24 protein-coding genes are annotated in these 23,181 nt (G+C 56.9%); 12 read left to right on the top strand and 12 right to left on the bottom strand.

What is annotated here, in order from left to right; translation table 11 throughout:
• The first annotated feature begins 1 nt into the window (after position 1).
• From RDV48_09605 to RDV48_09575, 7 genes are all read left to right on the top strand, one after another.
• Entirely contained in the window at positions 2-1,897 is a 1,896-nt protein-coding gene (locus RDV48_09605; GenBank protein MDQ7823036.1) for an ASKHA domain-containing protein, read from the top strand.
• A gap of 70 nt (positions 1,898-1,967) precedes the next feature.
• On the top strand, positions 1,968-2,453 hold the full coding sequence (locus RDV48_09600) for a hypothetical protein (GenBank protein ID MDQ7823035.1): 486 nt from the start codon (positions 1,968-1,970) through the stop codon (positions 2,451-2,453).
• 57 nt (positions 2,454-2,510) lie between these two features.
• On the top strand, positions 2,511-3,473 hold the full coding sequence (gene cdhD / locus RDV48_09595) for a CO dehydrogenase/acetyl-CoA synthase subunit delta (protein ID MDQ7823034.1): 963 nt from the start codon (positions 2,511-2,513) through the stop codon (positions 3,471-3,473).
• A gap of 10 nt (positions 3,474-3,483) precedes the next feature.
• Entirely contained in the window at positions 3,484-3,864 is a 381-nt protein-coding gene (locus RDV48_09590; GenBank protein MDQ7823033.1) for a hypothetical protein, read from the top strand.
• Between the two features lie 35 nt (positions 3,865-3,899).
• Complete coding sequence (locus tag RDV48_09585) at positions 3,900-4,436, top strand: zinc ribbon domain-containing protein (GenBank protein ID MDQ7823032.1); 537 nt, start codon at positions 3,900-3,902, stop codon at positions 4,434-4,436.
• An 86-nt stretch (positions 4,437-4,522) separates the two neighbouring features.
• Complete coding sequence (locus RDV48_09580) at positions 4,523-5,209, top strand: VCBS repeat-containing protein (protein ID MDQ7823031.1); 687 nt, start codon at positions 4,523-4,525, stop codon at positions 5,207-5,209.
• 7 nt (positions 5,210-5,216) lie between these two features.
• Positions 5,217-6,533, top strand: coding sequence for a serine/threonine-protein kinase (locus RDV48_09575; GenBank protein MDQ7823030.1), 1,317 nt, complete (start codon positions 5,217-5,219; stop codon positions 6,531-6,533).
• 13 nt (positions 6,534-6,546) lie between these two features.
• On the opposite strand, the gene RDV48_09570 is transcribed toward RDV48_09575, so the two are convergent.
• The 4 genes from RDV48_09570 to RDV48_09555 are packed head-to-tail and all read right to left on the bottom strand — an operon-like array spanning position 6,547 to position 9,886.
• Entirely contained in the window at positions 6,547-7,323 is a 777-nt protein-coding gene (locus RDV48_09570) for a UPF0280 family protein (GenBank protein MDQ7823029.1), read from the bottom strand.
• Positions 7,269-7,682, bottom strand: coding sequence for a 4Fe-4S dicluster domain-containing protein (locus tag RDV48_09565; GenBank protein ID MDQ7823028.1), 414 nt, complete (start codon positions 7,680-7,682; stop codon positions 7,269-7,271). The genes RDV48_09570 and RDV48_09565 overlap by 55 nt, the downstream gene beginning before the upstream one ends.
• Positions 7,679-8,839, bottom strand: coding sequence for a homocysteine biosynthesis protein (locus RDV48_09560; protein ID MDQ7823027.1), 1,161 nt, complete (start codon positions 8,837-8,839; stop codon positions 7,679-7,681). Before RDV48_09560 ends, RDV48_09565 begins: the two co-directional genes overlap by 4 nt.
• Positions 8,840-8,848: 9 nt before the next feature.
• Complete coding sequence (locus RDV48_09555) at positions 8,849-9,886, bottom strand: serine hydrolase (protein ID MDQ7823026.1); 1,038 nt, start codon at positions 9,884-9,886, stop codon at positions 8,849-8,851.
• 167 nt (positions 9,887-10,053) lie between these two features.
• Between RDV48_09555 and RDV48_09550 the strand changes: the two genes are divergently transcribed.
• Positions 10,054-10,332 carry a hypothetical protein gene (locus tag RDV48_09550; GenBank protein ID MDQ7823025.1) on the top strand — a complete coding sequence of 93 codons (279 nt, stop codon included), beginning with the start codon at positions 10,054-10,056 and terminating at the stop codon, positions 10,330-10,332.
• Here RDV48_09550 and RDV48_09545 read toward each other — a convergent pair whose 3' ends face one another.
• Both RDV48_09545 and RDV48_09540 read right to left on the bottom strand, forming a co-directional pair.
• Positions 10,333-10,881, bottom strand: coding sequence for a hypothetical protein (locus tag RDV48_09545; GenBank protein ID MDQ7823024.1), 549 nt, complete (start codon positions 10,879-10,881; stop codon positions 10,333-10,335). It abuts the gene before it with no gap.
• Between the two features lie 192 nt (positions 10,882-11,073).
• Entirely contained in the window at positions 11,074-12,138 is a 1,065-nt protein-coding gene (locus tag RDV48_09540) for a hypothetical protein (GenBank protein ID MDQ7823023.1), read from the bottom strand.
• Positions 12,139-12,394: 256 nt separating this feature from the next.
• Here RDV48_09540 and RDV48_09535 point away from each other — a divergent pair, with 256 nt between their 5' ends.
• Positions 12,395-13,264, top strand: coding sequence for a hypothetical protein (locus RDV48_09535; protein ID MDQ7823022.1), 870 nt, complete (start codon positions 12,395-12,397; stop codon positions 13,262-13,264).
• Positions 13,265-13,322: 58 nt separating this feature from the next.
• Positions 13,323-15,932 carry a diguanylate cyclase gene (locus RDV48_09530; protein MDQ7823021.1) on the top strand — a complete coding sequence of 870 codons (2,610 nt, stop codon included), beginning with the start codon at positions 13,323-13,325 and terminating at the stop codon, positions 15,930-15,932.
• Positions 15,933-16,020: 88 nt separating this feature from the next.
• Here the strand turns inward: RDV48_09530 and RDV48_09525 are convergent, their stop codons facing one another.
• Entirely contained in the window at positions 16,021-16,236 is a 216-nt protein-coding gene (locus RDV48_09525) for a hypothetical protein (GenBank protein ID MDQ7823020.1), read from the bottom strand.
• A gap of 102 nt (positions 16,237-16,338) precedes the next feature.
• Here RDV48_09525 and RDV48_09520 point away from each other — a divergent pair, with 102 nt between their 5' ends.
• Together RDV48_09520 and RDV48_09515 are read left to right on the top strand one after the other, a co-directional pair.
• Positions 16,339-16,521 (top strand): hypothetical protein, encoded by a 183-nt coding sequence (locus tag RDV48_09520; protein ID MDQ7823019.1) that lies wholly within the window; start codon positions 16,339-16,341, stop codon positions 16,519-16,521.
• 28 nt (positions 16,522-16,549) lie between these two features.
• Positions 16,550-17,767, top strand: a complete 1,218-nt coding sequence (locus RDV48_09515; GenBank protein MDQ7823018.1) for a GTP-binding protein — start codon at positions 16,550-16,552, stop codon at positions 17,765-17,767.
• A 39-nt stretch (positions 17,768-17,806) separates the two neighbouring features.
• Here the strand turns inward: RDV48_09515 and RDV48_09510 are convergent, their stop codons facing one another.
• The 5 genes from RDV48_09510 to RDV48_09490 all read right to left on the bottom strand — a co-directional run bounded on the left by RDV48_09510 (position 17,807) and on the right by RDV48_09490 (position 22,899).
• The gene (locus RDV48_09510) at positions 17,807-18,208 is read right to left on the bottom strand and encodes a type II toxin-antitoxin system VapC family toxin (protein MDQ7823017.1); all 402 of its coding nucleotides are present in this window, start codon (positions 18,206-18,208) and stop codon (positions 17,807-17,809) included.
• A complete protein-coding gene (locus tag RDV48_09505) occupies positions 18,205-18,435 on the bottom strand; it encodes an AbrB/MazE/SpoVT family DNA-binding domain-containing protein (protein MDQ7823016.1) in 231 nt (76 codons plus the stop codon). The genes RDV48_09510 and RDV48_09505 overlap by 4 nt, the downstream gene beginning before the upstream one ends.
• A 213-nt stretch (positions 18,436-18,648) precedes the next feature.
• Positions 18,649-21,240 (bottom strand): HNH endonuclease, encoded by a 2,592-nt coding sequence (locus RDV48_09500; protein MDQ7823015.1) that lies wholly within the window; start codon positions 21,238-21,240, stop codon positions 18,649-18,651.
• A gap of 462 nt (positions 21,241-21,702) precedes the next feature.
• Positions 21,703-22,251: a hypothetical protein gene (locus RDV48_09495; GenBank protein ID MDQ7823014.1), complete on the bottom strand. Its 549-nt coding sequence runs from the start codon at positions 22,249-22,251 to the stop codon at positions 21,703-21,705.
• Between the two features lie 153 nt (positions 22,252-22,404).
• Positions 22,405-22,899, bottom strand: a complete 495-nt coding sequence (locus RDV48_09490) for a DinB family protein (GenBank protein MDQ7823013.1) — start codon at positions 22,897-22,899, stop codon at positions 22,405-22,407.
• Between the last annotated feature and the right edge of the window lie 282 nt (positions 22,900-23,181).

The following is a 23,181-nucleotide window of genomic DNA, read 5'->3' as shown; positions in this document are numbered from 1 at the left end:
CATGAGCAAAGAATGCAAGGTGGTATTTCTCCCTTCAGGCAAGACCGTGAATGTCCCCCGGGGCGAGAGCCTTCTCGCCGCGGCCCGCCTTGCATCCATCCCTGTGGAGAGCCTCTGCGGCGGCCAGGGAACCTGCGGGAAATGCATTGTCACTGTCTGCGAGGGCCAGATTAAGCTTAACGAGCCTTACTGCGACGGCTGCGACAGCATGGCACGGCCTTATGTCCGCGCATGCCGCGCGGAAGTCCTTTCAGATCTTACAGTGGAGCTGCCACCCGGCAGCCTTTCCGTTGATATCCCGGCAGCGCCTCCCGGAATTCTTGCCCACAGGGTCGATGAGCCCCTCTCCTCCATAAGTGCCCTTGCACTTCAGCCCCCCTCGGAGAGAGACAATTCAGCAGACCTCGAGAGACTCGGCGCAGCCTTGAGAAAGTGCCACGGGGCTTCCTCATTCTCCCCTGCTCCCGGATTCCTCAGGGACCTGCCTGAAAGCCTCAGGAAATGGCATTGGAAGACCAGGGCAGTGCTCACAGGCCCGCAGACCTCGCGGGAGCTTATTGCCCTTCTCCCTCCTGAAGGGCCTGCCGGGCACTGGGGGCTCGCGGTGGACCTCGGGACAACCACAGTGTCATCAGCCCTTGTCGATATGGAGACAGGCCAGATAAGCCGCATCGCCACCATACTCAATCCCCAGCTTACTTACGGTGCCGATGTCATATCCAGAATCATCCACGCCTCGAGACCCGGGGGCCTTGAGGAACTGCAGGCAGTCATCAGGGAGGGCGTCAACAGGCTCATAGCATCCCTCTGCGCCGCCTGCGGAGCGGAGGAGGAATCCATATACAGCGTGATGGTCTCCGGGAATACCACTATGCTTCACCTTCTTTACGGCGCCGATCCGGCCTACCTGCGCAGGGAGCCTTATGTCCCCGCCGCCACTTCCTTTCCCACCCTGAAAGCCGGCGAGCTGGGAATCTCCGTACACCGCCACGCGATCCTGGCAGCCGTCCCCGGCGTGAGCAGCTATGTGGGCGGCGATATCACCGCCGGTATCATTGCCTCGGCAATGCACAGGGACAGCGCCGTCTGCCTTCTCATGGACCTTGGGACCAACGGCGAGGTGGCCCTGGGGAACAGCGAGTGGCTCCTTTCGGCCTCCTGCTCGGCAGGGCCTGCCTTTGAAGGGGGAGGGATATCCTGCGGGATGAGAGCTGCCACAGGCGCCATTGAGAAGGCGGAATTCCGGAGATCTTCACAGCGGTTCAGTTTTTCAGTTTACGGAGGCGGGCAGCCCATGGGAATCTGCGGCTCGGGCCTTATAGATATCGCTGCCGGGCTCTTCCGCCATGGAATCATTGATCGCGCCGGGAGATTCAGGAAAGACGACAGCCTGGTCGCGTCGTGCACCGGTGACGGCGGGAAGGCATATCCCCTCATTTCCCGCCGCCAGGGCGCCGCCCGCTCCCTTTCAATAAGCGAGGCTGACCTTGAGAACCTCATAAGATCCAAGGGAGCCCTCTATTCAGGCGCCAGCGTTCTTCTGGGGAAAATGGGCCTCTCCTTTGCCGATGTGGAGCTTTTTTACATCGGCGGGGGCTTCGGGAGCTTCCTGAACATAGAAAATGCCGTTACCATAGGGCTTCTTCCCGATATCCCCCGTGAGCGGTTTGTTTTCCTGGGAAACAGCTCCCTGGGCGGGGCCATCGCCATGCTTGTCAGCGGCACTGCAAGGCGCGAGGCGGAAGAGGTGGCTCGTCGAATGACCACAATAGAGCTTTCCCTGGATCCCGATTTCATGAACGGCTACACGGCATCACTTTTTCTCCCCCACACCGATGAAAGCCTTTTCCCTGGAGTCTTGGAGAGTCTGAAGAGGATCGCCACAAAGGAACTTTAAAGGCTGGAACGAATTACCCATAAGGGCACCGGGCCCGATTGCCCGCACCCCACTCATAAGGAGAGATGAAATGGATAGAAGAGATACTTTCACGAAAGAAGAATGGGAGCTTATCTCCCACGCCCCGATGAAAGTGGCTTTCATGGCCTCTGCCGCCGACAGGGGCTTCATAGCGGACTCAAGGGAGCTTTCAGCCTTTCCCACAATCTTCGCCGATGCCATGGAAACTTACAAGGACAACGAGCTCATCTCCTTTATCTTTGACGATCTGAACCATCACCGCGAGCATGCGGATCTGAGGGCGCGGGCCGAAGAGGCGAAAAAGCAGAATTATTCCCTCACGCAGACTCTCATGGAGGATATCGTGAAGGTCTTCGAAATCCTCCAGAAAAAAGCTTCAAAGCCCGAAATGGTGGCCTTCAAGAAAATGCTTTACAATATCGCCTTTGAAATAGTGAACGCCTCGGGCGAGGGCTTCATGGGCACGGGAAACAAGATAAGCGACAGGGAGGCCGCATACCTGGAGAAGCTCAGGAGCGCCCTGGGCCTTCCCTGACAGTCCCTCTATCCTCCGGAAGGCGGTTACCGCCTTCCGGAAAAGGAGCGAACTCGAGTGGAGACTTACAAGGAGCAATGGACCGGGAAAGTTCTGGAAGTAACCATCGGCGCCACGGCTGCCGAAGGAGGTACGCGCGTGGCCGCCGTGAGGATCGGAGGAGAGACTACCCTTCCTTTCTATCTCTTTGAGGGCGAAATGCCCCATATGCCTGTCATCGCCATGGAGATTTTTGACAGGCCGCCCCATGATGCCCCCGGGGCCCTGGCGGAGGTTTTTTCCGATGTCTGGGACGACGCGGCGCGGTGGGCGGAAAAATGCGTGGCCTCCTTCGGAGCGGAGATGATATGCCTGAACCTCATCTCCACGAAGCCCGACGAGGAAGACAGCGGCCCCGGCGAGGCACGTGAGACAGTCCGCAGAGTTCTCGGGGCGGTAAAAGTCCCCCTGGTGATAAGGGGCCCCGGCGTGGCGGAAAAGGACAACCTCATCATTCCTGCCGTGAGCGAGGAGGCAAAGGGGGAGCGCGTGCTTCTGGGCGCCGCAGTGCAGGAGAATTACAGGGAGGCCGTGCGCACCGCCCTTGCCAACGGGCACTGCCTCATAGCGGAGTCCCCGATAGACATCAATATCGCGAAGCAGACAAATATACTGCTCGGTGACGAGGGGCTCCCCCTCGACAGGGTCGTGATGGATCCCACGACAGGCGGCCTCGGATACGGCCTTGAATACACCTATTCAATCATGGAGCGGGCCAGAATAGCGGCCCTCGGGGGAGACAGAGTCCTGGGGTGCCCCTTTGTGAACTTTGTGGGCTACGAGGCCTGGCATGCAAAAGAGGCCAAAGCCGACAATCCCCAGTGGGGAGAGAGAAACCGCCGCGGTGCCCTCTGGGAGGCAATGACTGCCCTGGCATTCCTTCAGGCCGGCTCCGATCTCCTTGTGATGCACCATCCTGCGGCGGTCTCCCTTGTCCGCAAGGCCATTCTGGACCTCAGAGGCGGGACTTCCACGCGATAAAAGGAGCACCATGGAGGGTCCAGAAACCTCTCGGGAAAAAGAAAGGGCGATAGCACTCAGTGCCTGGTCCGTGCTGTTTTTTTCCCTTCTTGAGGTGTTTTTCATCTGGTCCTCGGGGAACTCCCTCATGGCACATTCCGTGCCGATCAGGGTAATGCTCACCGCCCCATGCTTTATAATAGCCCTTTTCGTGAAAAAACCCGGGAGCTTCACTGCCCGTATCGTCATGCTTACCGCTCTGATGCTTGCCCTGGCACAGTTTGCATCGCTCTGTCTTATTATAAAGCTCTTCGCGAGCGGGATAGCGCCTGCCTGCTACGGCTTCTATGCCCTCGTTGAAGTATTGGCGCTGGCAGCCACCCTGCGCCTTGTCCATGTGTCGGCAAAATAAAGGGGAAATTCCCCGGAAAAGGAGAAGATACTATTATGAGTTCTCAGCAAGAGATAGTCTTCGGCTCCCTTGCCCGCCTCTGGGCCAGCAGGGACAAGGAAAGCAGCTTTGTCATCATCAATGCCGATGTGCCCAGGAATTACTACGTGCAGTTCTCCACGGCTCCCGGAGATATTCTTTGCGGCGAGGCGGTGGGAAATGCCCACCTGAAAGAGGAGCACAGGATCCCTGAGTCCCGCATGGAGGAGCTTCTCTCAAAGGGCTGGGAGCAGGAGAGCGAGCCCGGCAGCTCCCCTTTCCGCCAGTGGCACATCGCCGGCGAGGCATCCCTGAGAGAGGTTGCCTCAGAAGTGGTGGAGCTCCTCGGGCGGGTATACGGTATCCCCCGGGGGCAGGCAATCACCATTGAAGAAGACACGTGGGGCCCGCGGGAAACATCGATAAGCATACCCGGTGAAGGCCTTGTCTCTATCTCTGACGAGGGCCCCTCCCTTTTCTGCCCCTCATGCGGGACACCAAGAAAAGGTGATGACGACTTCTGCGGCGAATGCGGCGAGCGCTTTTCGCCATGAGAACTGGGACCTCCCGTTGCTGGCACTTTACAGGTGCGATTGCAGTACCATGAGGTAAGTAAGTGAATGAAAGGAGAAGCAGAATCATGCGGGATAAAAGAAGCTTGACATTGTTCCTGCTGGCAATTGCGGCGGTTATGCTCATTACGGGGGGATCAGCTCTCCCGCAGGACGACTACACGCCGCCCAAAGCGGGGCAGATTTACAAGACCATGCAATGTGATCTCAACGGTGACGGCGTCCGTGAAAAGATCGCCGTGAAAGTGACGAAAGTAATTGACGAGGGATGGCTCGGGCAGCTCATTGTCATGGACGAGAAAGGCAAGGTGCTCTGGGAAGGTCCGAAGGGGAAAGACGTCAAGGACTCAACCCCTCTTGTCATGCGCTCACTTGACTGGGGTGTGAGCCTCCCCGAGCTGCTTGCGGACATCGACGGCGACGGCAAGGTCGAGATGCTCGTGCCCGAGCCCATCTCGGACGTAAGGCCATGCTATTACCGGAGCTTCCGCTGGAACGGGAAGGGCTTTGACTTCCTGCAGTCCAGGGCCCTCATCGAATCGGCACCGAAATCAGGCCTCTATAAATGGAGCAGCACCAAGGAATACAAAACACGGTGGATCATGAACTTTTCCCAGGGGAAAAGCGGGAGCGCCCTGCTGGTGGGTGCCTATGACATGACTGACGGGTGCTCCTACGGCAGGGCCGAGGTGAAGCCTGCGCCGGGGGGGTTCAAAATCGTGCGGTGGATCGAGCCTATGAAAAAATCAGAGTAATGCTGCAATGAAAGAACCGCTGACCACTGGAACAGTATTGAACGAGCGTTACCGCATCACCGGCATCATAGATTCCGGCGGCATGAGCACCATCTATCATGCGGAGGACCAGCGCCTGGGAAGCCGCTGGGCTATCAAGGAGCTCATGGTGGTGACCCAGGACAAGGAAGAGCAGAACATCATCCAGGCCCAGTTCAAGAAGGAGGCCGAGATACTCTCGCAGCTCTCCCATCCCAACCTGCCCAAGGTCTTTGATTATTTTGTCCAGGGCGAGCGGGAGTTCCTCGTGGAGGAGTACGTGGAAGGCAAAAACCTCCTCTCTCTTGTCGATGAAAGGGAGTCCTTCCCGGAGGAGGAAGTAGTGAGCTGGGCGCTCCAGGTCTGCGAGTGCCTCGTTTACATCCATGAGAAAGGGATTGTGTATCGCGATCTCAAGCCTTCCAACATCATCGTGAGGGAGAACGGCACGGTGAAGCTCCTGGATTTCGGCATCGCGAGGATTTACTCATCGGGGAAAACCCAGGATACCATCATCATGGGCACGCCCGGCTACTCGCCTCCCGAGCAGTACGGGAAAAGCCAGACTGACGCCCGCTCCGATATATTCAGCCTGGGAGCCACCATGCATTTTCTCCTCTCGAGGCGCGACCCGGGGAGTAACCCCTTTGCCTTCCCTCCCCTCACCCAGCTGAACAGTTGCTTTTCGCCGGCCATTGAGGCCATAGTCGCCAAGGCGGTGATGACCGATCCGGCCCTGCGGTTCCAGAGCGCAAGGGAGATGAGAGACGCCCTGGCCAGGAAGAACGAGGCGGTCGTGAATGAGCTGGTATTTGACTATGGCGCGGGAGACCCGGCGTGGCAGCCCTATGCCCTGGCATCGGCTGTCCTCGCCGCCATTGACGTGGGCCTCACGGTCATCAACCCCGTCTGGGCCATTGACCTTCTCCTTTTCGGGATGCTGCCCTTTGTGGCGTCCCTGCCGCCTGTCCTCTACGGTGAGCTGAAAAAGCGCTCCGGCGTGAGGATTATGACGCGCGAAAGCGGCATCACCTTCTTCTCGCCTGGGGGGAAGCTCCAGGCAGCCTGGGATGACGTTGAATCACTTGTCTTTTCCGTGAAAAAGGCATCGCCCCATGGCACTCCTCTTGTGGCTGAAGTCGAGGTCCGCACGCGCAACGGGAAATTCTCCTATGATACCTCGCCGATGCCACCGGGAGGGGTATCGCTTTCGCTGAGAAACCATGAAGCCCTCACGGAGCTCATCATCAAGAGGGCGAAGCTCCGCCAGAAATCACCCGGCTCCCACATCTACACCAGGGGCTGAAAAGCCAGCCCCTTCACTTCGCCAGGCGCAGGTCTCCCCAGAGGCCAATCTTCCTGCCGATGATAACCACTATTCCTTTCACGCCTTCGATGGTCTTAGCCTTTTCAATGGCCTCCTCCACGTCATCCTCTGTCTTCACCAGGTTTCCCAGTGCCGTGGCTGCTGCATCCGCCAGGGCTGCTGAAGGGGAGAGCACCGAGGCGGCATCGGCCCTGCCGAAGCTGAGCGAGGGCCCTATCACCCCCGACGAGGTGCAGAGTCCCGCGGGAAAACTGTCAACCTCAATCACCACCTTGTCCCCGAAACAGGTGTTGTCGGTGAAGATTCTCACGGCCCTGGCCCTTGTGGAGGAAATGAAGATATCGCCGCCGTTTTCTACGATCACTTCAGTTGAAAGGCAAAGGAGCGCCTTCCCCACGTATTCGGCCACGGCGCCGGCCACGGCCGCCATCGGTCCTACGCCGGCAGCCCTGGCCCCTTCCATCATCTCCGTCACGAGGGGGTGGGCCTGCCAATCTGTGGCGAGAGGCTCCAGTGACGTAAGGAAGGGGGGATGGCTCAGCCCATACTTCTCTATGATGCCCCAGGCTTCCTTGAGGGCTTCCAGGGCTTCCCGCGGGAGTCCCGGCCTGCTCAGGACGAAAAGATCCGACTCCCTGTACGTCACCGTGAAGGGAACCAGAGGACCCGGTGAAACGGTCCTCCTGTAATGCCTCTCCCTGTAGCGCCCTTCCATCAGATCGATATCTTCAGCACGTTCACCGGGCAGGCATCGACACAGAGGGTGCACATGATGCACCTGTCCTTATTGAGCTTTACCTCGTAGTCCTCCCTGTCGAGGGAGAGCGCAGAAGAGGGGCACACTGCAGTGCAGGCGCCGCAGTGGATGCAGCGCTCGTCATCCCTGGTGATCTCCTTGGATATGGCTTCAATCTGCACTCCTTTCTGCTTCACAAAGGCGATTGCCTTCTCGAGGTTCTCTGCATCGCCTTTAAGCTCCAGGACCAGTTTTCCTTCCTCGGTGGGCGTGATCCTTGCATTCAGGATGTTGAACTTGAGGTCATATTCCTTGACAAGCACGTAGGTGATGGGCTCTTCTATGAGGCCCTGCGGAAAGGTGAGGATAAAACGCTGTGTGCGGGTCATCATGCTTCCCTCCCCCTTATCTCAAGAGGCTTCGCAGTCAAAGACTCTTCAAGAGGCCTCACTGGTGTGGTAAGGAGAAAATCGCCCTTCTTTATCCACGATTTCAGTGTCCCGGCAATCTCCCTGGCCATCCTGTAGCTTGAGAGCGGCGCAGTTTTAATCACCTTGCCCCTTATGGTGACGGAGCCGCTTCGCAGCTCGCTGAAGGTGAACCTTGCCAGCTCAGGGCGGCTTCTTTTCTCCACGCTGTAATCAAAGACAGGCACAAGGATATCCTCATCCCTTATCGCCACCGAGGAAACCATCTCCTCGTCGAGCAGCGGGACGGCCGTGCCTATTCCCACGTAAAGGGTGGCGCCGTAATTGTGAAAGGTGGCGCCCCTGAGGTACCGTGCATTCATTCCCCTCAGGTCGCCTGCCACGGCTATGGTGGCGCCCGGCCCTATGGGAATTCCTTTTTCATTTTTTTCCCTTCCCGTGTTGTGCTGCGTTCCTTCCCACACCACGTACCCCACGCCTCCTCCCAGAAAGATTCTTGTTCCCACGCCGATGGCGCGGCACCGCGGGTCATTGATAAGGGGCGAGAGCTGGCCGGAAGTGGAGTATGTCGCATTCCCCATGGAGGGCAGGAGCTTTCCCATATAGGTATAGATGGTCCTTGAAGATGAGTTGGTGGCCGCGACATAGTTCTGGTAAGCATTCCTGGGGTTGTAGAGGTATGCCTGGTTTACCGCGCCGAGATCAATATAGGTGTCAATCCTTCTGCGGGGATAGCAGTCAGTGGGCCTTGCCGTGGCAAGAAGGTGCACCGGCTTTCCCGCCACCAGCTCTTCAATCACATGCCCCCCGCCGTAAGCAATCCCCTGCGAGTCCGAAGGCTCCGTGGCCCCTATATAGGCATCTACGGCCGCAAGGCCCCCGAATACGGGCACATCATTGAGCCACACCTTGTGCATCTTGATGGGAGGGTCGGAATGGCCGAAATTGATGAAGGCCCCGGAAGAGCACATGGCGCCGAAGGTGCCTGTCGTCACCACGTCCACTTCCCTGGAGACCTCCTGAGCCCCCTTCTTTTCCACCAGGGGGATAATCTCTTCCGCGGTGAGGACTACGGCTTTCCCTTTCTTTATCTTCTCGTTGATTTCGTCATAAGTCTTCAAGACACCAGCTCACCTCTTTTCCATACTCTGCATGCCATGCTCAATCTTCCTGCCGTCACCTTGTTTCTCCTCCTGGGGGAATTCCTTTTTTACCGCGCGGTATATGGCGCCAGACAATTCGGCAAAGCTTCTTTTCGCCTGCTCTGAGTCATGGATTTCCCTGCCCATGAGGGAAAGGGCATAGGGCCTCCCGGGGTAATAGACAATGCCTGCGTCCAGCAGGGTTCCGGCGAGCTCGCCGGTTTTGTGGGCTATGGGAATCCCCGGAGGAAGGCCGGCCGGGATGAGATCCCTCCGCTCCTGGCCCCGCAGGACTGCCATAATCTCCTTCGAGGGGCCGTCAGTCCCTTTATAAAGCACGGTGAGGAGCTTTGTCATGTCCCGGGGCGTCGTCATATTGTCAAGCCCCCTGTCCATAGCCTCAAACTCAAATATTTTCCTTTTCACCACAGTGTTCTCGAGCCCCATGCCTTTCATTCTGCGATTCACCCCCTCCATCCCGCATTTCGCAAGGAGCACATCGGAGGCGGTGTTGTCGCTTTTCACTATCATGAGGCGGGCCAGTTCCCGGTAGGTGTATTTTTCGCCAGCTCCCCTGTCGCCTACCACCCCCGAGCCTCCCACGATATCTTCCTCCCTTATGGTGCACTCCCCGTCAAGATCCATAAGGCCTTCGTCGGCACGGTGATAGCACTCCACAAGGATCGGAACTTTTATCACGCTTGCCGCCGGGAACAGCTCCGTGTCCCTTATCTCCCTGTGGACTCCTGAGGAAAGGTCCCGCCACGAGACGCCGAGAATGCCGGGAAATTCCCTGGAAGCCTTCTCAAGGGCCTTGCCAATCTTCATCGCAAGGGCTTCGACCCTCAGTCCGCTGTCAGAGCGGGAAGAGGCCTGGGGAGAGGGCACGCTTCGGGAAGGCACGGGCGTCTTCGGGCCGGGGGCCTCCGGCAGGGATTGCCGTTCTGAGCTGCAGCAGAAAGTCAGCGCTGCAATGAGGATAAGAAGCGGCAAAAGAAAGATATGGTGTTTTTTTTCTCTGGCCATGGAACCTGCCTGCCGCAGTGAATGCCTGAGCATTTCTCCACAGGTGCCATTTCCCCTCTTCGGGGAAAACTGCCAGCGCACCAGGTAGGAGAGAAGGCGGAAGTATCGAATTGAGAAAACAAGGCTCCTTGGGCAGGGACCGGTACATGAGAAAAGGAGGTGAGATTATGTCAATAATCAGCCTGCTTGCACTCCTTATAATTGCATCAATCGCAGGCTCCATAGGGGCCCAGCTCGCCGGCTCGTCGAAAAAGGGGTGCTTCGCTTCTATTGCGCTTGGATTCATCGGGAGCTTCATAGGGCAGCTCGTGGCGATACATTTCCATCTTCCAATGCTCTTGTCTTTTCGTCTCTATGGGCAGGATTTCCCCGTGCTGTGGGCCATAGCGGGCGCCGCCCTCTTCGTGGCGGTACTGAACCTTTTCGGGGCGGGAAAGAAGGACTGATTATTTTTTCCCCTGGGATTCGCCGAGGGTCTTTGCGAGCTCCTCCCTCACCAGATCTTCGGTAGGCTGCTCCGATTCAGGCACAAACCTCTTGATTTCCTTGAGGGCGTATTGGGAGACTTCAAAGCAGTAATACATGGTATTGTTGGCTTTTTCCACGAGCTTGAGGCCCTTGCGCAGATGATCCTCCTCGGGATCGACAAGGTACATCCTGAGCTCGTCCATGGCATTGGAAAAGATCTCGATGCCTTCCTTGAAAGAGTTAAGGGGCCGGCTCATGACATACTGCCCCCCTTCTGGGAGCTTGTCAAAGTTCAGCTTTCTCTCTATGGCGAGTATTCCCCTGTGCATCTCGTCAAGCATCAGCGACGTATTGGTGAGTATCCTGTCATAGGCTTCCTTGTCGATGTTCCCGCAGAGGAGATCACCGGTCATGCGCATCAGCTGCAAGAGATAAAGCCTGTTTTCCGGAGTCCCTATCGGATATTCACAGGTCTTGCATTTTTCTCCGCCACCTGGTTCCTTATCGCCGCATTTCAAACACCACATAGGCTCTCTCCTCTTCATCAGCGTCAAATATCTGACGGACCATTGTCAGTAAATAGTTCTTCATCGCTCCCTCTCAATTCCTTTTTCTCCCCTGCAAGGCCTCATCCTTTTTCAGGGAAAAAGCTGGCCTCTCCCGGCAAACAAAGAAGGCCGGGAGGTACTCCCGGCCTTGCTGCATCCCTGGTTATTCTTCTAGAACATCTGGTTGCCCATGGGGCTGTAGTTCAGCTGGGCATTCTGGAACTGCTGCATATAGGTGTCAAGCGTGCCCCTGTTGGTCATCTTGTCGCCGTCATTGCCATAGACCGTGGTCTGCTTCTGGTCAACGCCCTGGAGGTTCATCTGCCCGCCGGGGAGGGTGATGCGGACCTTGTTCACGTTGCCATCGGGCTTGTCGGCGCACATCAGGACCTTTGACCCGTCCTGGAGTGTGAAGCAGGCATTCTTGGTCTTGAACTCATCCTTGGAGCCATCAGGGTTCTGGATATGGGGATCGCCGTATACCTTCCAGTCCCTCGGGCTCTGGGCTGTCTTGGATGCCCCGGACACCGCAGAGGCCGATGCCGCCGCGCCGCCGCCTGCCGCTGCCGCCGCCGCCGCCGAGGCATTCCCCCAGGCTGCCGCCTTGGCCCAGGCGCCCTTGCCGTCAGAGCCTGCCGCTGCCATCGCGAAGCCGTCGGCGAGATCCTTCTGCCCGCCTCCCGGCTCATGGACTTTCACCGTGTCGCCTTTCCAGCTTACCTCGCACCCGCCGGGAGTTTTGAAGGTTTGGCCCTTCTGGAGCTCCACGGTGCCCTCACCGTTCTGCTGCTGGCCCTGCTGGCCGGGGATCTGGTTGGGCTGCTGGCCCTGCTGGCCCTGCTGGTTCGGAGGCATCATGCCGTTGCGCTGCATCATCTGCATCATCATCATCATCATCTGCATCATCAGCTGCATCATCTGCTGCATCTGCTGGCCGCCGCCCATCTGCCCCATCTGCCCCATCTGCCCCGTCTGCCCGAACGAGCCGAAGCCGGGGACCATGCCCATGCCGTTGTTGTAGCCCATCGGCTGGGAACCCTGCTGGGCGCCGAAGGCCGGCATTCTCATGGGGCCGCCCCTGTCAAAGGCGCCTTCCGAGAGCTGGAGGCCATCCTGGCCGAAGAAACTTGGACTTATATTGGCTCCCTGCTGCATACCGCCCTGCTGCGCCATCCTGAGCACCTGGGCAATGATATCGTTCTGTGGGAACCCGCCGATTGCTGACATCTTATCCATTGTGAGCCCTCCTTATTTAAATGAAATTTACCGACACAGTCCTCTCTTCTCATGAGCATTATCACGTAGTAAAGACCCATGGTAAAGAGAGTAAAGTTAAAAAAATGTTACTTTTGTAAAAGAATTCTTAAATATTATTAGCTTACATGGTTACAATTAAGGATTTTCCCCATAATGACGGCTATGAACGCCTTTTTGCAGAAAACAGGAATAGGTATTTATTTTTATAAGTACCTCTCAGTGAAAGGAGATGACTATGAAAAAAGTCCCAAAAGGCGCGACCGCGTGGAAATACCTCGTTATAATTGCCTTTACGGCCCTCCTCATCCAGGGATGCGGCGCTCTCAAAAAGGATCAGAAGGCCGATGAGTGCTCCCAGGCTTTCATCACCGCGCTCCTGGAGGGGAAAAGCGGCGAATCATACCAGTTCTATGCTTCAAATGCAAGAGAGACCGTCTCCCGGGAAAAGCACCACGAGACAGTGACACTTCTGCAGTCGCGGTTCGGGCCCTTTCAGGATTTAAAGATTGACTATTTCAGCCACCGGTGGTTCACCATGCATTCCACGAAAGGCGGCGACACAAAGCTCCTCACCATGCTGTACAGCCTGTTCTACTCAGGGAAATACGCCCTTGTCCAGCTGCACCTTCTCAAAAACGGCACTTCCTACCAGGTGATGAGCTGGACCTTCACTCCCACTGCCACCTCGCTTATTGCCATGAACAAGTTTTCCCTCGAGGGAAAGAGCATGGTTCACTTCGTATTCCTCCTCATCATGGCGGCGGAGGTCATCTTCATACTCTACGTGATAAAAAGCTGCATCGGCTCATCGATGAAAAGGAAATACTTCTGGAGCATTTTCTCCCTTGCCGGCATTCCCACCGTCTCCTTTAACTGGTTTACCGGGAAGGTTTTTATCTCATACCTCACCGTGCAGTTCCTCTTCGGGGTAGCCTGGAACGTCACCATTTTCGGCCTCATGCTCACCGCGTCCCTCCCCCTCGGGGCCTTCATTGCGCTTCTTGCGCTCAGGAGCCACAGGCTGAAAATGCAGGCGGAAAAGCCGCCGGAGGAACAGCCAGGCCATGCAGAGATGCCTTCCCGGGAAGAGCCCGGGCAGCCCTGAAGCGAGGATTTTTTTCCCTTCCTGTAGAACTCTTCTTGATATTTCGGAACGCGGGGCAATGACAATAATGAGGAATTTCAGGTTTTTCGCCCTTGGAGGCTCCCTTCTTTTCCTTGTTATTTTCCTTGCGGCATCACTCACCGCAGCCCGCGGAGCCGAGATATACACCCTCATGGCCACGCGCTCATCACCCTCGCTGGGCATATATAATATTCAATATTTAAAGACTTCTATCAACAAGGATGAGCATCTCACAAACGGCTACTACTACCTCAGCGATTTCCAGTTCAAGAAAGCCATAGCAGAGCTTGAGATATGCATAAAGGAACATTTGCAGAGTGCGGAGCACCGCGATCCTCTCCTCCTCTCCGAGGCTTATTCCTTCATCGGTTACTGCCATCTCAACATGAGAAATCCCGGGGAGGCAGTGAAGAGCCTTGAACATGCACTCTCGCTGAATCCCAAGAATGAGGCCGCCCATTTCTTCATCGCCAACGAATATTTCCTTGACGGCAAGATGGACAGGATGAAACAGCACCTCGTTGAGGCCATTGACATCAATCCCAAGTTCGTGGCAGCCCTCAGGATGCTCGCCGAGTCCTACAAGGACGAGGGCAACGGGAAGCTCGCCATCACCTATTACAAGAAGCTCGTCGATATCCTTCCCAACTCGGGGTATTACCGGTTCCAGCTTTACAGGGTCCTCTCCTCGATGGGGTACTACAAGGATGCCGAGGAGCAGATCAAGGCCCTTATGAAGATTGAGCCCAATTTCGCCCTCAACTTCGCCCGCCTTGGAGAGATATCCCTGAAGCAGAAAAAATATGAGAATGCCCTTGGCGCTTACGAGAGGCTCTCGCAGGACAAGCAGTACGCCGTCCAGGGCTTCCTGGGAAAGGCCGGTGTCTATATTGAGATGGGAAAGCTCGAGGAGGCCTCCAATGAGGTAAAGCAAGCCAACAAGCTTGCTCCCAACAGCAAGGATGTGAGGGATGTTTCATTCCAGATTGAGATGATCCGCGAGGAAAAGAGGCGGAGAGTTCTCCAGTCCTCTCTCGTGGTGGGCCTCATCCTTCTCCTCATAAGCCTTCTATGCTTCTATATCTACTCAACACACCGGCGGCACTATATCCTCTCCATCATCTCCAAGTTCAACGAGAGAATAGAGCAGATATACGATATCAAGGAGCTTGGCCTCTTCCTGCCGGAGTTTTTCTCTAAAATCATGTCGCTCAAGCAGGGCTTCCTGCTTCTCTACAACAGGCAGAACAACTCTCTCTCGGCCCTCAGTGCCGACAGGATGAAGGACAAGGAGTTCGGGAACTTCCAGATTGTCACGGGGAATGAGGTGACCAACTGGATTATCCAGGAATCGAAGCCAATCATGGCTCTCAGGGACATAGAGCGCTCAAAGCTCTTTGAAGAGGCCTTTCCAAGCCTTATGGAGCGTCTCAAGCAGCGTGACATGGGCTATATTGTCACTTTAAAGGAGAAAAACTCCTGTGTCGGTTTTGTGGTGCTCGGCAACGAGAAAAAGGACGAGGCCCTCCAGTTCACCCAGAATGACCTGCTGCTCCCCCTCACCACCATTGCAGCCCAGTCCCTCCAGACCCTCTACCTCTTCGAGACGTCCATCATCGACGAGCTCACCGGCCTTTACAACAAGAGGTACTTTTACCAGACCCTCACCCTGGAGCTCAGGAGGGCAGATCGCTACCAGCAGCCCTGCTCGCTGCTGACCTTTGACCTCGATGACTTCAAGAAGCTCAACGATACTTACGGCCATGCCCAGGGAGACCAGGTCCTCAAGGAGATCGGGGCAATCGTGAGAAACAGCATCAGGGAAGGCATTGACGTGGGAATCAGGTCCGGCGGCGAGGAATTCAACATCATCCTCCCTGCCACGAACATGGACCTGGGGTGCACTGTCGGCGAGAGGATAAGGGCTGCCGTTGAAGAGCACAGCTTTGAGGGCTTTGACAAGCCTGTCAGGATCACGGTGAGCATCGGCATCTCGACGTACCCCGACCATGCCCGCAGCGATTCCGAGCTTATCAAGACGTCGGACCAGGCGCTCTATCTTGCAAAGAGGACCGGGAAGAACAGGATTTCAAAGGCCAGCGAGCTTGACACCGCGAAGCAGAGAAAGCCTTACAGGACCGAGTTCCTGCTGGAGAACAGGTTCGACCACCTCAATATCAAGGATGATGCCACGGGGCTCTTCAATTTCTCCTACTTCTCCCTCCGCATCAAGGAGGAGATCAAGAGGGCGAACCGCTACAAGTCTCCCTGCTCGCTCCTTGTGCTGAGGCCCTCCCCCCCCCTTGACGAGGAGCATGCCGAAGAGGTGATGCAGCAGCTCTCCATCATGGTGAAATCAAACCTCCGCGAGGGAATTGACACTCCCACGAGGCTCTCCGACGAGTCCATCGGCATGATTGTGCCTGAAACGCCAAGGGAGAAAGCCTTTATCCTGGCCGAGCGCCTCAAGGCCATCATCGACAAAAAGCAGATCATGGCCGGCAGCGTTCTCATATCGGTCTGCATAGGGCTCTCATCATACCCCGAGTGCTCCTCTTCGGCAAACGAGCTGATGGAGTCAGCCTCGAGGGCCCTCAAGCGCACCCGCACCGAGGATGAGAAGGTCATCGTGGCGTCGCTTCTCTGAGGCGTGGCGACCCGTGCCTGAGCCGTGGCGACCCGGCCCTGACGCCGCAGCCTGCCTTCCCGGGCGTGGCTCCGGGAAGCCCCCTCCCCTAGCCGTCAATATAAGACTCAAGGAGCCTCCATGCCATATTCCTTGTGCTGAAAGAGAGCCTGTAGGAGCCGCCCCCGGAAGTGACGGCGAAGTAATAGCACCAGTCGGCGCCCTCCCTCACACGGTGGGCGAGGTTCACCCCCTCGACAGGATAGCTCCTGCGGCGCCAGAGGAACGACCGGGGCCTGAACCCCCGCGCCGAAAAAAGCACCATGGCCTCGACGGGCTCGTCAATTTTCTCGAACAGAAGACTCCCTCCCTTGCCAGAGATCCACCTTTATTATAGGATACTTTAGTATCCCTGTCAAGGGAGCCCATGGAAACCGATCTCTCTCTTCACGAAGCGGCAGAATATCTCCGCGGCAGGGAAGAACGGTGCAGGTTCCCCGGCAGGTATCAGGAGGACACTCTCGAAGATTTCACAGGGATATATCTCAAGGGAGGCTCATCCATGGAGAGACCTGCCGGATTTCTGATGGCAGGGCCGCTTCCCAAATGACGATATCATCTGCAGATGAGGTGGAGAGATGGACAAGGCGCAGGAGTTGTTCAAGGAGTTCCCCCCGGCGGTGAGGCAGGAGCTCGACAGGTGGTGGAACCTGCTGAGCGATGAGCAGAAGGCTGAAACAGCCCGTGTGGTGGAGATGCTGAAGCCCCTGGTCCAGGGAAAGGTGGGCCTCATCAGGGATCTTCTCAGGCTGATGGAGGATCAATACACCCCTCTCCTGTTTCCCAGGAGCAGGATTGCCATTGTCGGCCCCGTCAACGCCGGAAAGACCACCCTTTTCAACCAGTTCATGGAGAAAAAAGAGGACAAGGGCAAGGTGAGCCCCGTCCCGGGGACCACCAGGGAGATCCGCCAGGCGGAGGCGGGTTTCTGGCAGGTGGTGGACACCCCTGGAGCCGATCATGGCACCAATGTCGGTGACGAGGAAAAGATGAAGGCACTGGATGCCGCCGCCCAGGCTGATTTCATAATAGCGCTCTTCGATGCATCACACGGAGTCACCGCTTCGGGCAGAGAGCTTTATAAGGAAATACTCGCCGCCCGGAAGCCCCATGTCGTGGCCCTCAACAAGATTGACCTGGTGAAAAAGGACCTGAAGGAGATTATTGCCGATACCGCAAAGGCTCTGGGCCTCCAGGAAGAGCAGATCTGCGCGGTGAGCGCCGCAAAAGGTGAAAACATGGGATCCCTTGTCTCGGCAATCGTGAAAGCCGACAGCAGGGTCCTTCATAGCATGGGCAGGGTCATGCCCCAGTACCGGCACATGCTCGCCCAGCGCTGGATACTGGGCGCCTCAAGCTCGGCAGGGGTCATCGGGCTCACCCCCATTCCCTTTGTTGACCTCATCCCCCTCACCGCCCTCCAGTGCGCCATGGTGCTCAACGTCGCCTCGATTTACGGCTATAAAATCACTTTTGCGCGGGCCAAGGAGCTTATCGCCACCTTTGGGGCGGGGATAGCGGCCAGGACCCTTTTCGAGCAGCTCAGCAAGCTCGGGGGAATCCCGGGATGGATTCTCGCCGCCGCCATAGCATCGGCCACAACTGCCGCCATAGGCTTCACCGCCGAGAAATGGTTTGAAAAGGGAGAGAAGGTATCGGCGGCGACATTCTCCCGGATGGCGAAGAAACTGACCGACGAGATCATCCCCCGCCTCACCTCCCTGGGAAAAAAGAAGCCCGACAAGGAGAAGCTTGAAAAGGCCATCACGAGAGCCCTGGAGGAGGGCGGCGACTGAGATGCGCTGCGCCGCGGGGTTCTTGAGGCCCGCTCCCGACTATATCCAGAGTATCCTTATTTCATCGGCCAGGACCTCGAACTCCCGGTCGCCGGTGACCAGCTCGCCTTTTCTCTGCTTTGCGAGGGCGGCGGCAAAGCAGTCCCCGTAGGCAAGGGAATGAGAGGCCTTCATCTGCGCCGCGGTCCGGGTCAGCACCTTGTCAGCGTCGATGATATCGAGTGCCATCAGGTCGATCTGCGCGGCCTTTTCATCTGCAACGGCAGCTCCAAGCTTCCGCATGATGGAATAATAGACTTCGCCCCAGTTCACCGCCGACATGAGCAGGTTGTCTCCCGATTGCTCCGCCTGGTTCAGCAGGGCTTCCACCTGCGCGGAGCCCCGCTCTCCCTGGAAAAAAGAGAGCAGCGCGTAGCTGTCAAGCACCCTGGTGCCGCTCATTCCTTTTCCCTGTCCCTTTTCCGCTCCTCGAGCAGGGCCTCGAGAATGCCCGATCCTCTCAGGGAGCCCCGCTGCTCCCGGTAAAACCGCTCGCTGATGGGTTCTATGACAATCCTGGAGTCATCGTCGATAAAGCAGATCTTGGTCCCTTCCCTTATCCCGTATTTCTTCCTGAGCCTCGAAGGAATCACGATCTGCCCTTTTGAAGTCACTTTTGACGTATGCATCTGGAACTTCCTTCTTACTTTTTTCTTTATTATATCATATATAAGAAAGTAAGTCAAAATTTTTGAGTATTACAATCGATCCTGTTTCAGGCAGCCGGCATCAGTCGTGAGGCCTGGGGCTCTCCGCCCGGCCGGCGGGCATTTGTCTCGGCTCTGAAAGCCGTTCTGACACAAATCCCAAATACCTGCGGAAAAGGAGAATCTCTCCTGGCCTCAGGTGGCAAATACCTGTCTGCCGCGGGGGAAGATGAAGGTGAGACTGTGAGGCGCCGTGCCCCTGATGACGAGGTGGCCTTCGTGGACACACCTGAGGTGGTGGGCCATGCAGAGGGTGATGAGATTGCCCTCGGTATCGGGGCCTCCATGGGAGCGGTATTTGATATGATGCGCGTGGAGGTTGCGCCGGCACCGGCAGCCGGGGAACTGGCACTGGTGGTTATCCCGGGCGAGCACGCGGCTGTGGAGGTCTTTTTTCTCGGGCTGGTCCCAGGCTGAGAGGAAGGTGTCAAGGAGGGCCTCGATGAAGAGGGGAAGGAGAGCCGCATCTGAAGCCTCGGGGCCGAGGTCTCCCTGGGATGCGTGAGCGCCCCGCGATGCTTCCCAGAGCCTCACGGCATGGTTCCAGAGGGGGATGAGGTCCCGTTTCAGGAAGAAGCGGATAAGGGCGCTCCGGTCCTGGGGGTTTGACCCGAAGGTTCCTTCTTTAGGAGTCTCTCCCGAGAGAATGGAGAGGATCTCGGGGAGCTCAGGGTGGGTACCGCCACAGGTGACCTTCCAGATGACCGCGGGAGTCTCCCCGGATGCAGACCAAGAACCTCCTTGCATGGTTTTTTGCTGTGCGAACATCTGGACTGCGGCATCAAAACCCTTATCCCCAAAGGTTTCCGTGGCATTAGAGAGTGCGGGGAAAACCCTCTTGACGGACCTTCCCGTGACGGCCACCTCGAAGGCCTCGGGAGCGATATCCCACTTTTTGTGGACAGCCCTCTTCGCAAAGCGTAGAAATCCCTCGACGGCCTGAATGAGGGTGGCCACAGGGACCTGCTGGGCGTATGAAAGCCACGCACCCTTGACGCGGGTCCCCTCAATGAAGACCCTGGCAAGATGCCGCGCCTGCTCGGGGGTGAGCTTACCCTCCTGCACAAGGTCGAGCATATCGGGATATTCCAAATAACTCCTTTCTAATGAAATAAGAGAATATGCGGCGCTGCGGGACATTCCCAGGCGCTCCCTGGTGTAGTGCCCCAGGCTCAGGAAGAGCATGTCCTTGTATAGCCCGAAATTGTTGAGAGTCCGCAGGAGCCTTCCTTGGTAGAAGGAGAGGGAGTGGCGGAGCGCCGCCATCTTCCTGAGCCGTGCAACGGTCTCGAAGGGATCGGCGGGAGGATGCACCAGGGGACCCCCGTCAGGAGCCCCGACAGCGGTATCGGCGGCGGAACAGCAGCCTGCGGTAGCCTGGAACTCCGGGGGAAGCTCCACCGTGACGGGCTTCCAGGGCAAAAACGCCCAAAGATGAGAGACCTCTTCGAGGTCCTTGTGGACCTGCCGGGCAAGATCTTTCTCGCTGGAGAGAGAAGCCTCGTCATCAAGAGCGCCGATGGCCCCTGCCAGTGCGCCGAGGAGGAGCACCTTTTCCCCTGCGTCGTGATGGCGCTGAAGCCCGTGGCCTGCTGCCGCCGTAGCGCCTTGTGCAACGGTGGGCCCCACCCCTTTACAGGAGCAGCCGGGGTTTCCCGTGCCCCGTGAGCCCGCCCCCTGCGCGTTGCAGAGAGAAGCTCCCGCGGCCTCAGAAGCCATCGGGGGAACCCCGGGCTCTGAACCCTCCGCCGGGAATCCGGGACCCTCCGTCCCCTGCTCACCGGAGCCCTGTGCCCCGGAGCCCTGACCCTCAGACGGCGCCGAAGCGATAAATTCGGCAAGAAGAGCCTCCACGAAGCTCTCCGAAGGGAGCTCCGCCTCCTCCATCCTGCGGAAGACCTCGAGAGCCCGGTCCCACTTCGCGGCAACGGAAAAAGGAACCCGCACGCTCACCGCGAGGCTCCCTGTTTCCTCTTCGTTGTCATCCCCGGCGACGAATGCCCTGATGCCGCTCCCCCCGGGGCCGCCTTCGAGACTGCCCTGGCAGCCTCCTGCCTCTTGAGCTCCGGAGCCCTCCGAAGGTGCCCCCGAAGCATCTGTGCCGGCCTCCCCGGCTTTAAAACGCTTCACCTCCTCTTCAATTTGTCTTATGGTGGAATGCATGGCTTTTCGGAGCCACTCTGACTCAGTCTCAGGAGTGACGACCTGGAAAAGATACCGCAGCGAGCTTTTGCGGAGCCTCCCGCTCTCAAGGGCTTCCCTGATGAGGGGGAGCTTCTGAAGCTCCTTCGCGTTCCGCATCATCTCATAGCCGCTCCTTGACGAGATGCCCAGCTCCTCGCGCACAAAATCGCCAACACGCACATAGCCGAGCTTCTCGAGCCTCCCGTTGAGGGAGAGAAGGGCCTCCCCTATGAGGAGATCGAGCTTGCCACCGGCCTGGGAGAGGCACCAGAGGTTCCAGTCCAGGACCTCGGCGGTAAGGTCGCGGAAAATGTGGCGGCAGTTCGACCGCGAGAGCACCTCGTCGGCGCCGTACGTGACAAGAGGGACGCCGGGGCAAGCATTGAAGACCTGCCCGCCCTCCATGACGGCCTCGTAGCCGGGATACTCGCGGATAACCCCGGGATAAGGCTTAGCAGCCTGGGCGGCAAGAACAGCCTGAGTGGCTGTTTCAGCCTCCCGGTGAGAGACCTCGCCGAGGTGACCTCCTGCCGTGGTATTCACAATGATCCTCCTTTCAAAGGTTATCTTTATGGGAAACATTTGTATCTCTTGATTCTATTATACAGAAATATCAGGAATAAGTCAAAATGGCTTGCAGCATATTTGCTTGTGGTTATAGGGTTTTGAGGCCTTCACAGGATGGCCTCCAGGGAGCCTGAAAGTGATTTTTTGCAGTTTTTTCTGTCAAATGCCGTGAAAAGCCTGCCAGATGGGGGATTTTCCCTTGATATGAGAGTGCCGGAAGGAGTCTCCGTGAAAGGTGGGGCGCTGAAAAATATTTTATAAGGCTTCTCCGGGCTCTGCCCTCAGGGACAGCCTGGTGCTCAATGAGTCAAAATGCCTGTCTTGCCGGCTTTCGGTTCAAGAGAAAAGACTCCTGCCAGGAAAGTCAATCAGCGTTGATCCTCAGGTAATTTCAATCTGATCCGCCTTGCGGCAATCGGGGCTTGATCCACTGTATGATCAGACCTCTTCAGGCCCGGGACCATCAGATAAAGGCCTGATTCCGCTGCGGATCTCCCTGTTCCTGCAGTATATTCCATGGGCGCTCAGCGCGATGACGATGATGCAGGGGATCAGTAAATCATAAAAGTATTGCCTTTTCCGCCTGCTCATGGTCTGGATGCGCGACACGGAGGGACGATTCTTCATATATTCAACATTCACCTGGTCCCCGGCCAAGGATTTCTCTTCAAATGACGAATTTACTCTGGATTGTCTGTGATAAAACGAGGTACCGCGGTATTCTTTTCCACCTGGCGGGGTGAAGCGGTAGGTGACCTCGTGGATGAGCGTGGCATAGCGCTCCTGTGAGGCATTTCTCACAGGGTGGGAAAAAAAAGAGGGTCTTCCCGCCGCGGTATCCTGGAGAACGGTCCCCGCGGTGACCTCTTTCTCTCCCCGCCATGCAAGATACTCAATCACATCGCCTGAAAGCACGAGCAAAAGACAGAAAACTCCGAGATAAAGAAAATATTTTGGATGGATGGACGGATTTACATTCAATTTCATTACCCCCCTGCGTAGCAATTAGGTATTCGCTGCCCTCTCAGGCAATCCTGTTCATGGGGAAAAGGATGCGTGGAGAGAAAAGCTCAGGAAGCAGTGAAGGGTGGTTGGTGCCCTCTTTCAGAGCTAAGGCTTTTGAAGTGGCAGCTTATTCAGTCATGTGATGAAGGCTCCCGATTCGAGCATCTTGCGCACAAGCATCACCTGCCCCAGATGATACGCATTGTGGTCTGCAACGAGCAACGCCTCACGGAGGATGGTCTGCCCGCTGCCATGAGTGATGGGAATGAACAAATCGTTTTCGGGACTTGCAACAAGCTCCTCCATCGTATGCAGATCAGCGCGGAATTTCGCGAGGCTCTCATTCCAGGCAGCCTCGTCGCCGGGAGCCTCACGCTCCGGCCAGTAGCCTTCCGGCCATTTCGGTGAAATATGGCCGGCATCCCTGCTGAATTCCAGGATATCCCACTGGGCTATACGCAAATGCTCCAAAAGCTGCCATATGGAATGGGCGAATCCATCGGGTCTGGCTCCACGAAGCTCCTGAGGAAGGTCGGCCAAAGTTTTATCGAAACCGATATGGGCCTCGGAGCTACGAAGGAGCTTCACCAGGTGCTCCCGGAGCTGCTTCATCAAAGAATCATCCATCATCACATTCCTCACCACCTTCTATTGCATGTGCTGCCCGATAAGTATATCATACCCGCCATGTGCCATCAAATTGCCGGATTTTGGAGAGTGCTCCCCGCTTCCAGAGGGAACTGGCCGGGAGACAGGAGCTGGAACAGCGGATATTAAATGCGCAGAGCCGGATCGCAGGAAGCCACGACAGTGAGATACTGAATTATTTGAATCCTAGCACAAGTCATCACCTCATGGCTGCGTATTCCAGAGATAATCGATCGCCAATTCCAGGGCAAGCCGATCACTGAT

The organism is Candidatus Eremiobacterota bacterium (assembly GCA_031082125.1).
Classification (GTDB): domain Bacteria; phylum Vulcanimicrobiota; class CADAWZ01; order CADAWZ01; family Ess09-12; genus Ess09-12.
This window is presented reverse-complemented; position numbering and strand designations above follow the sequence as displayed.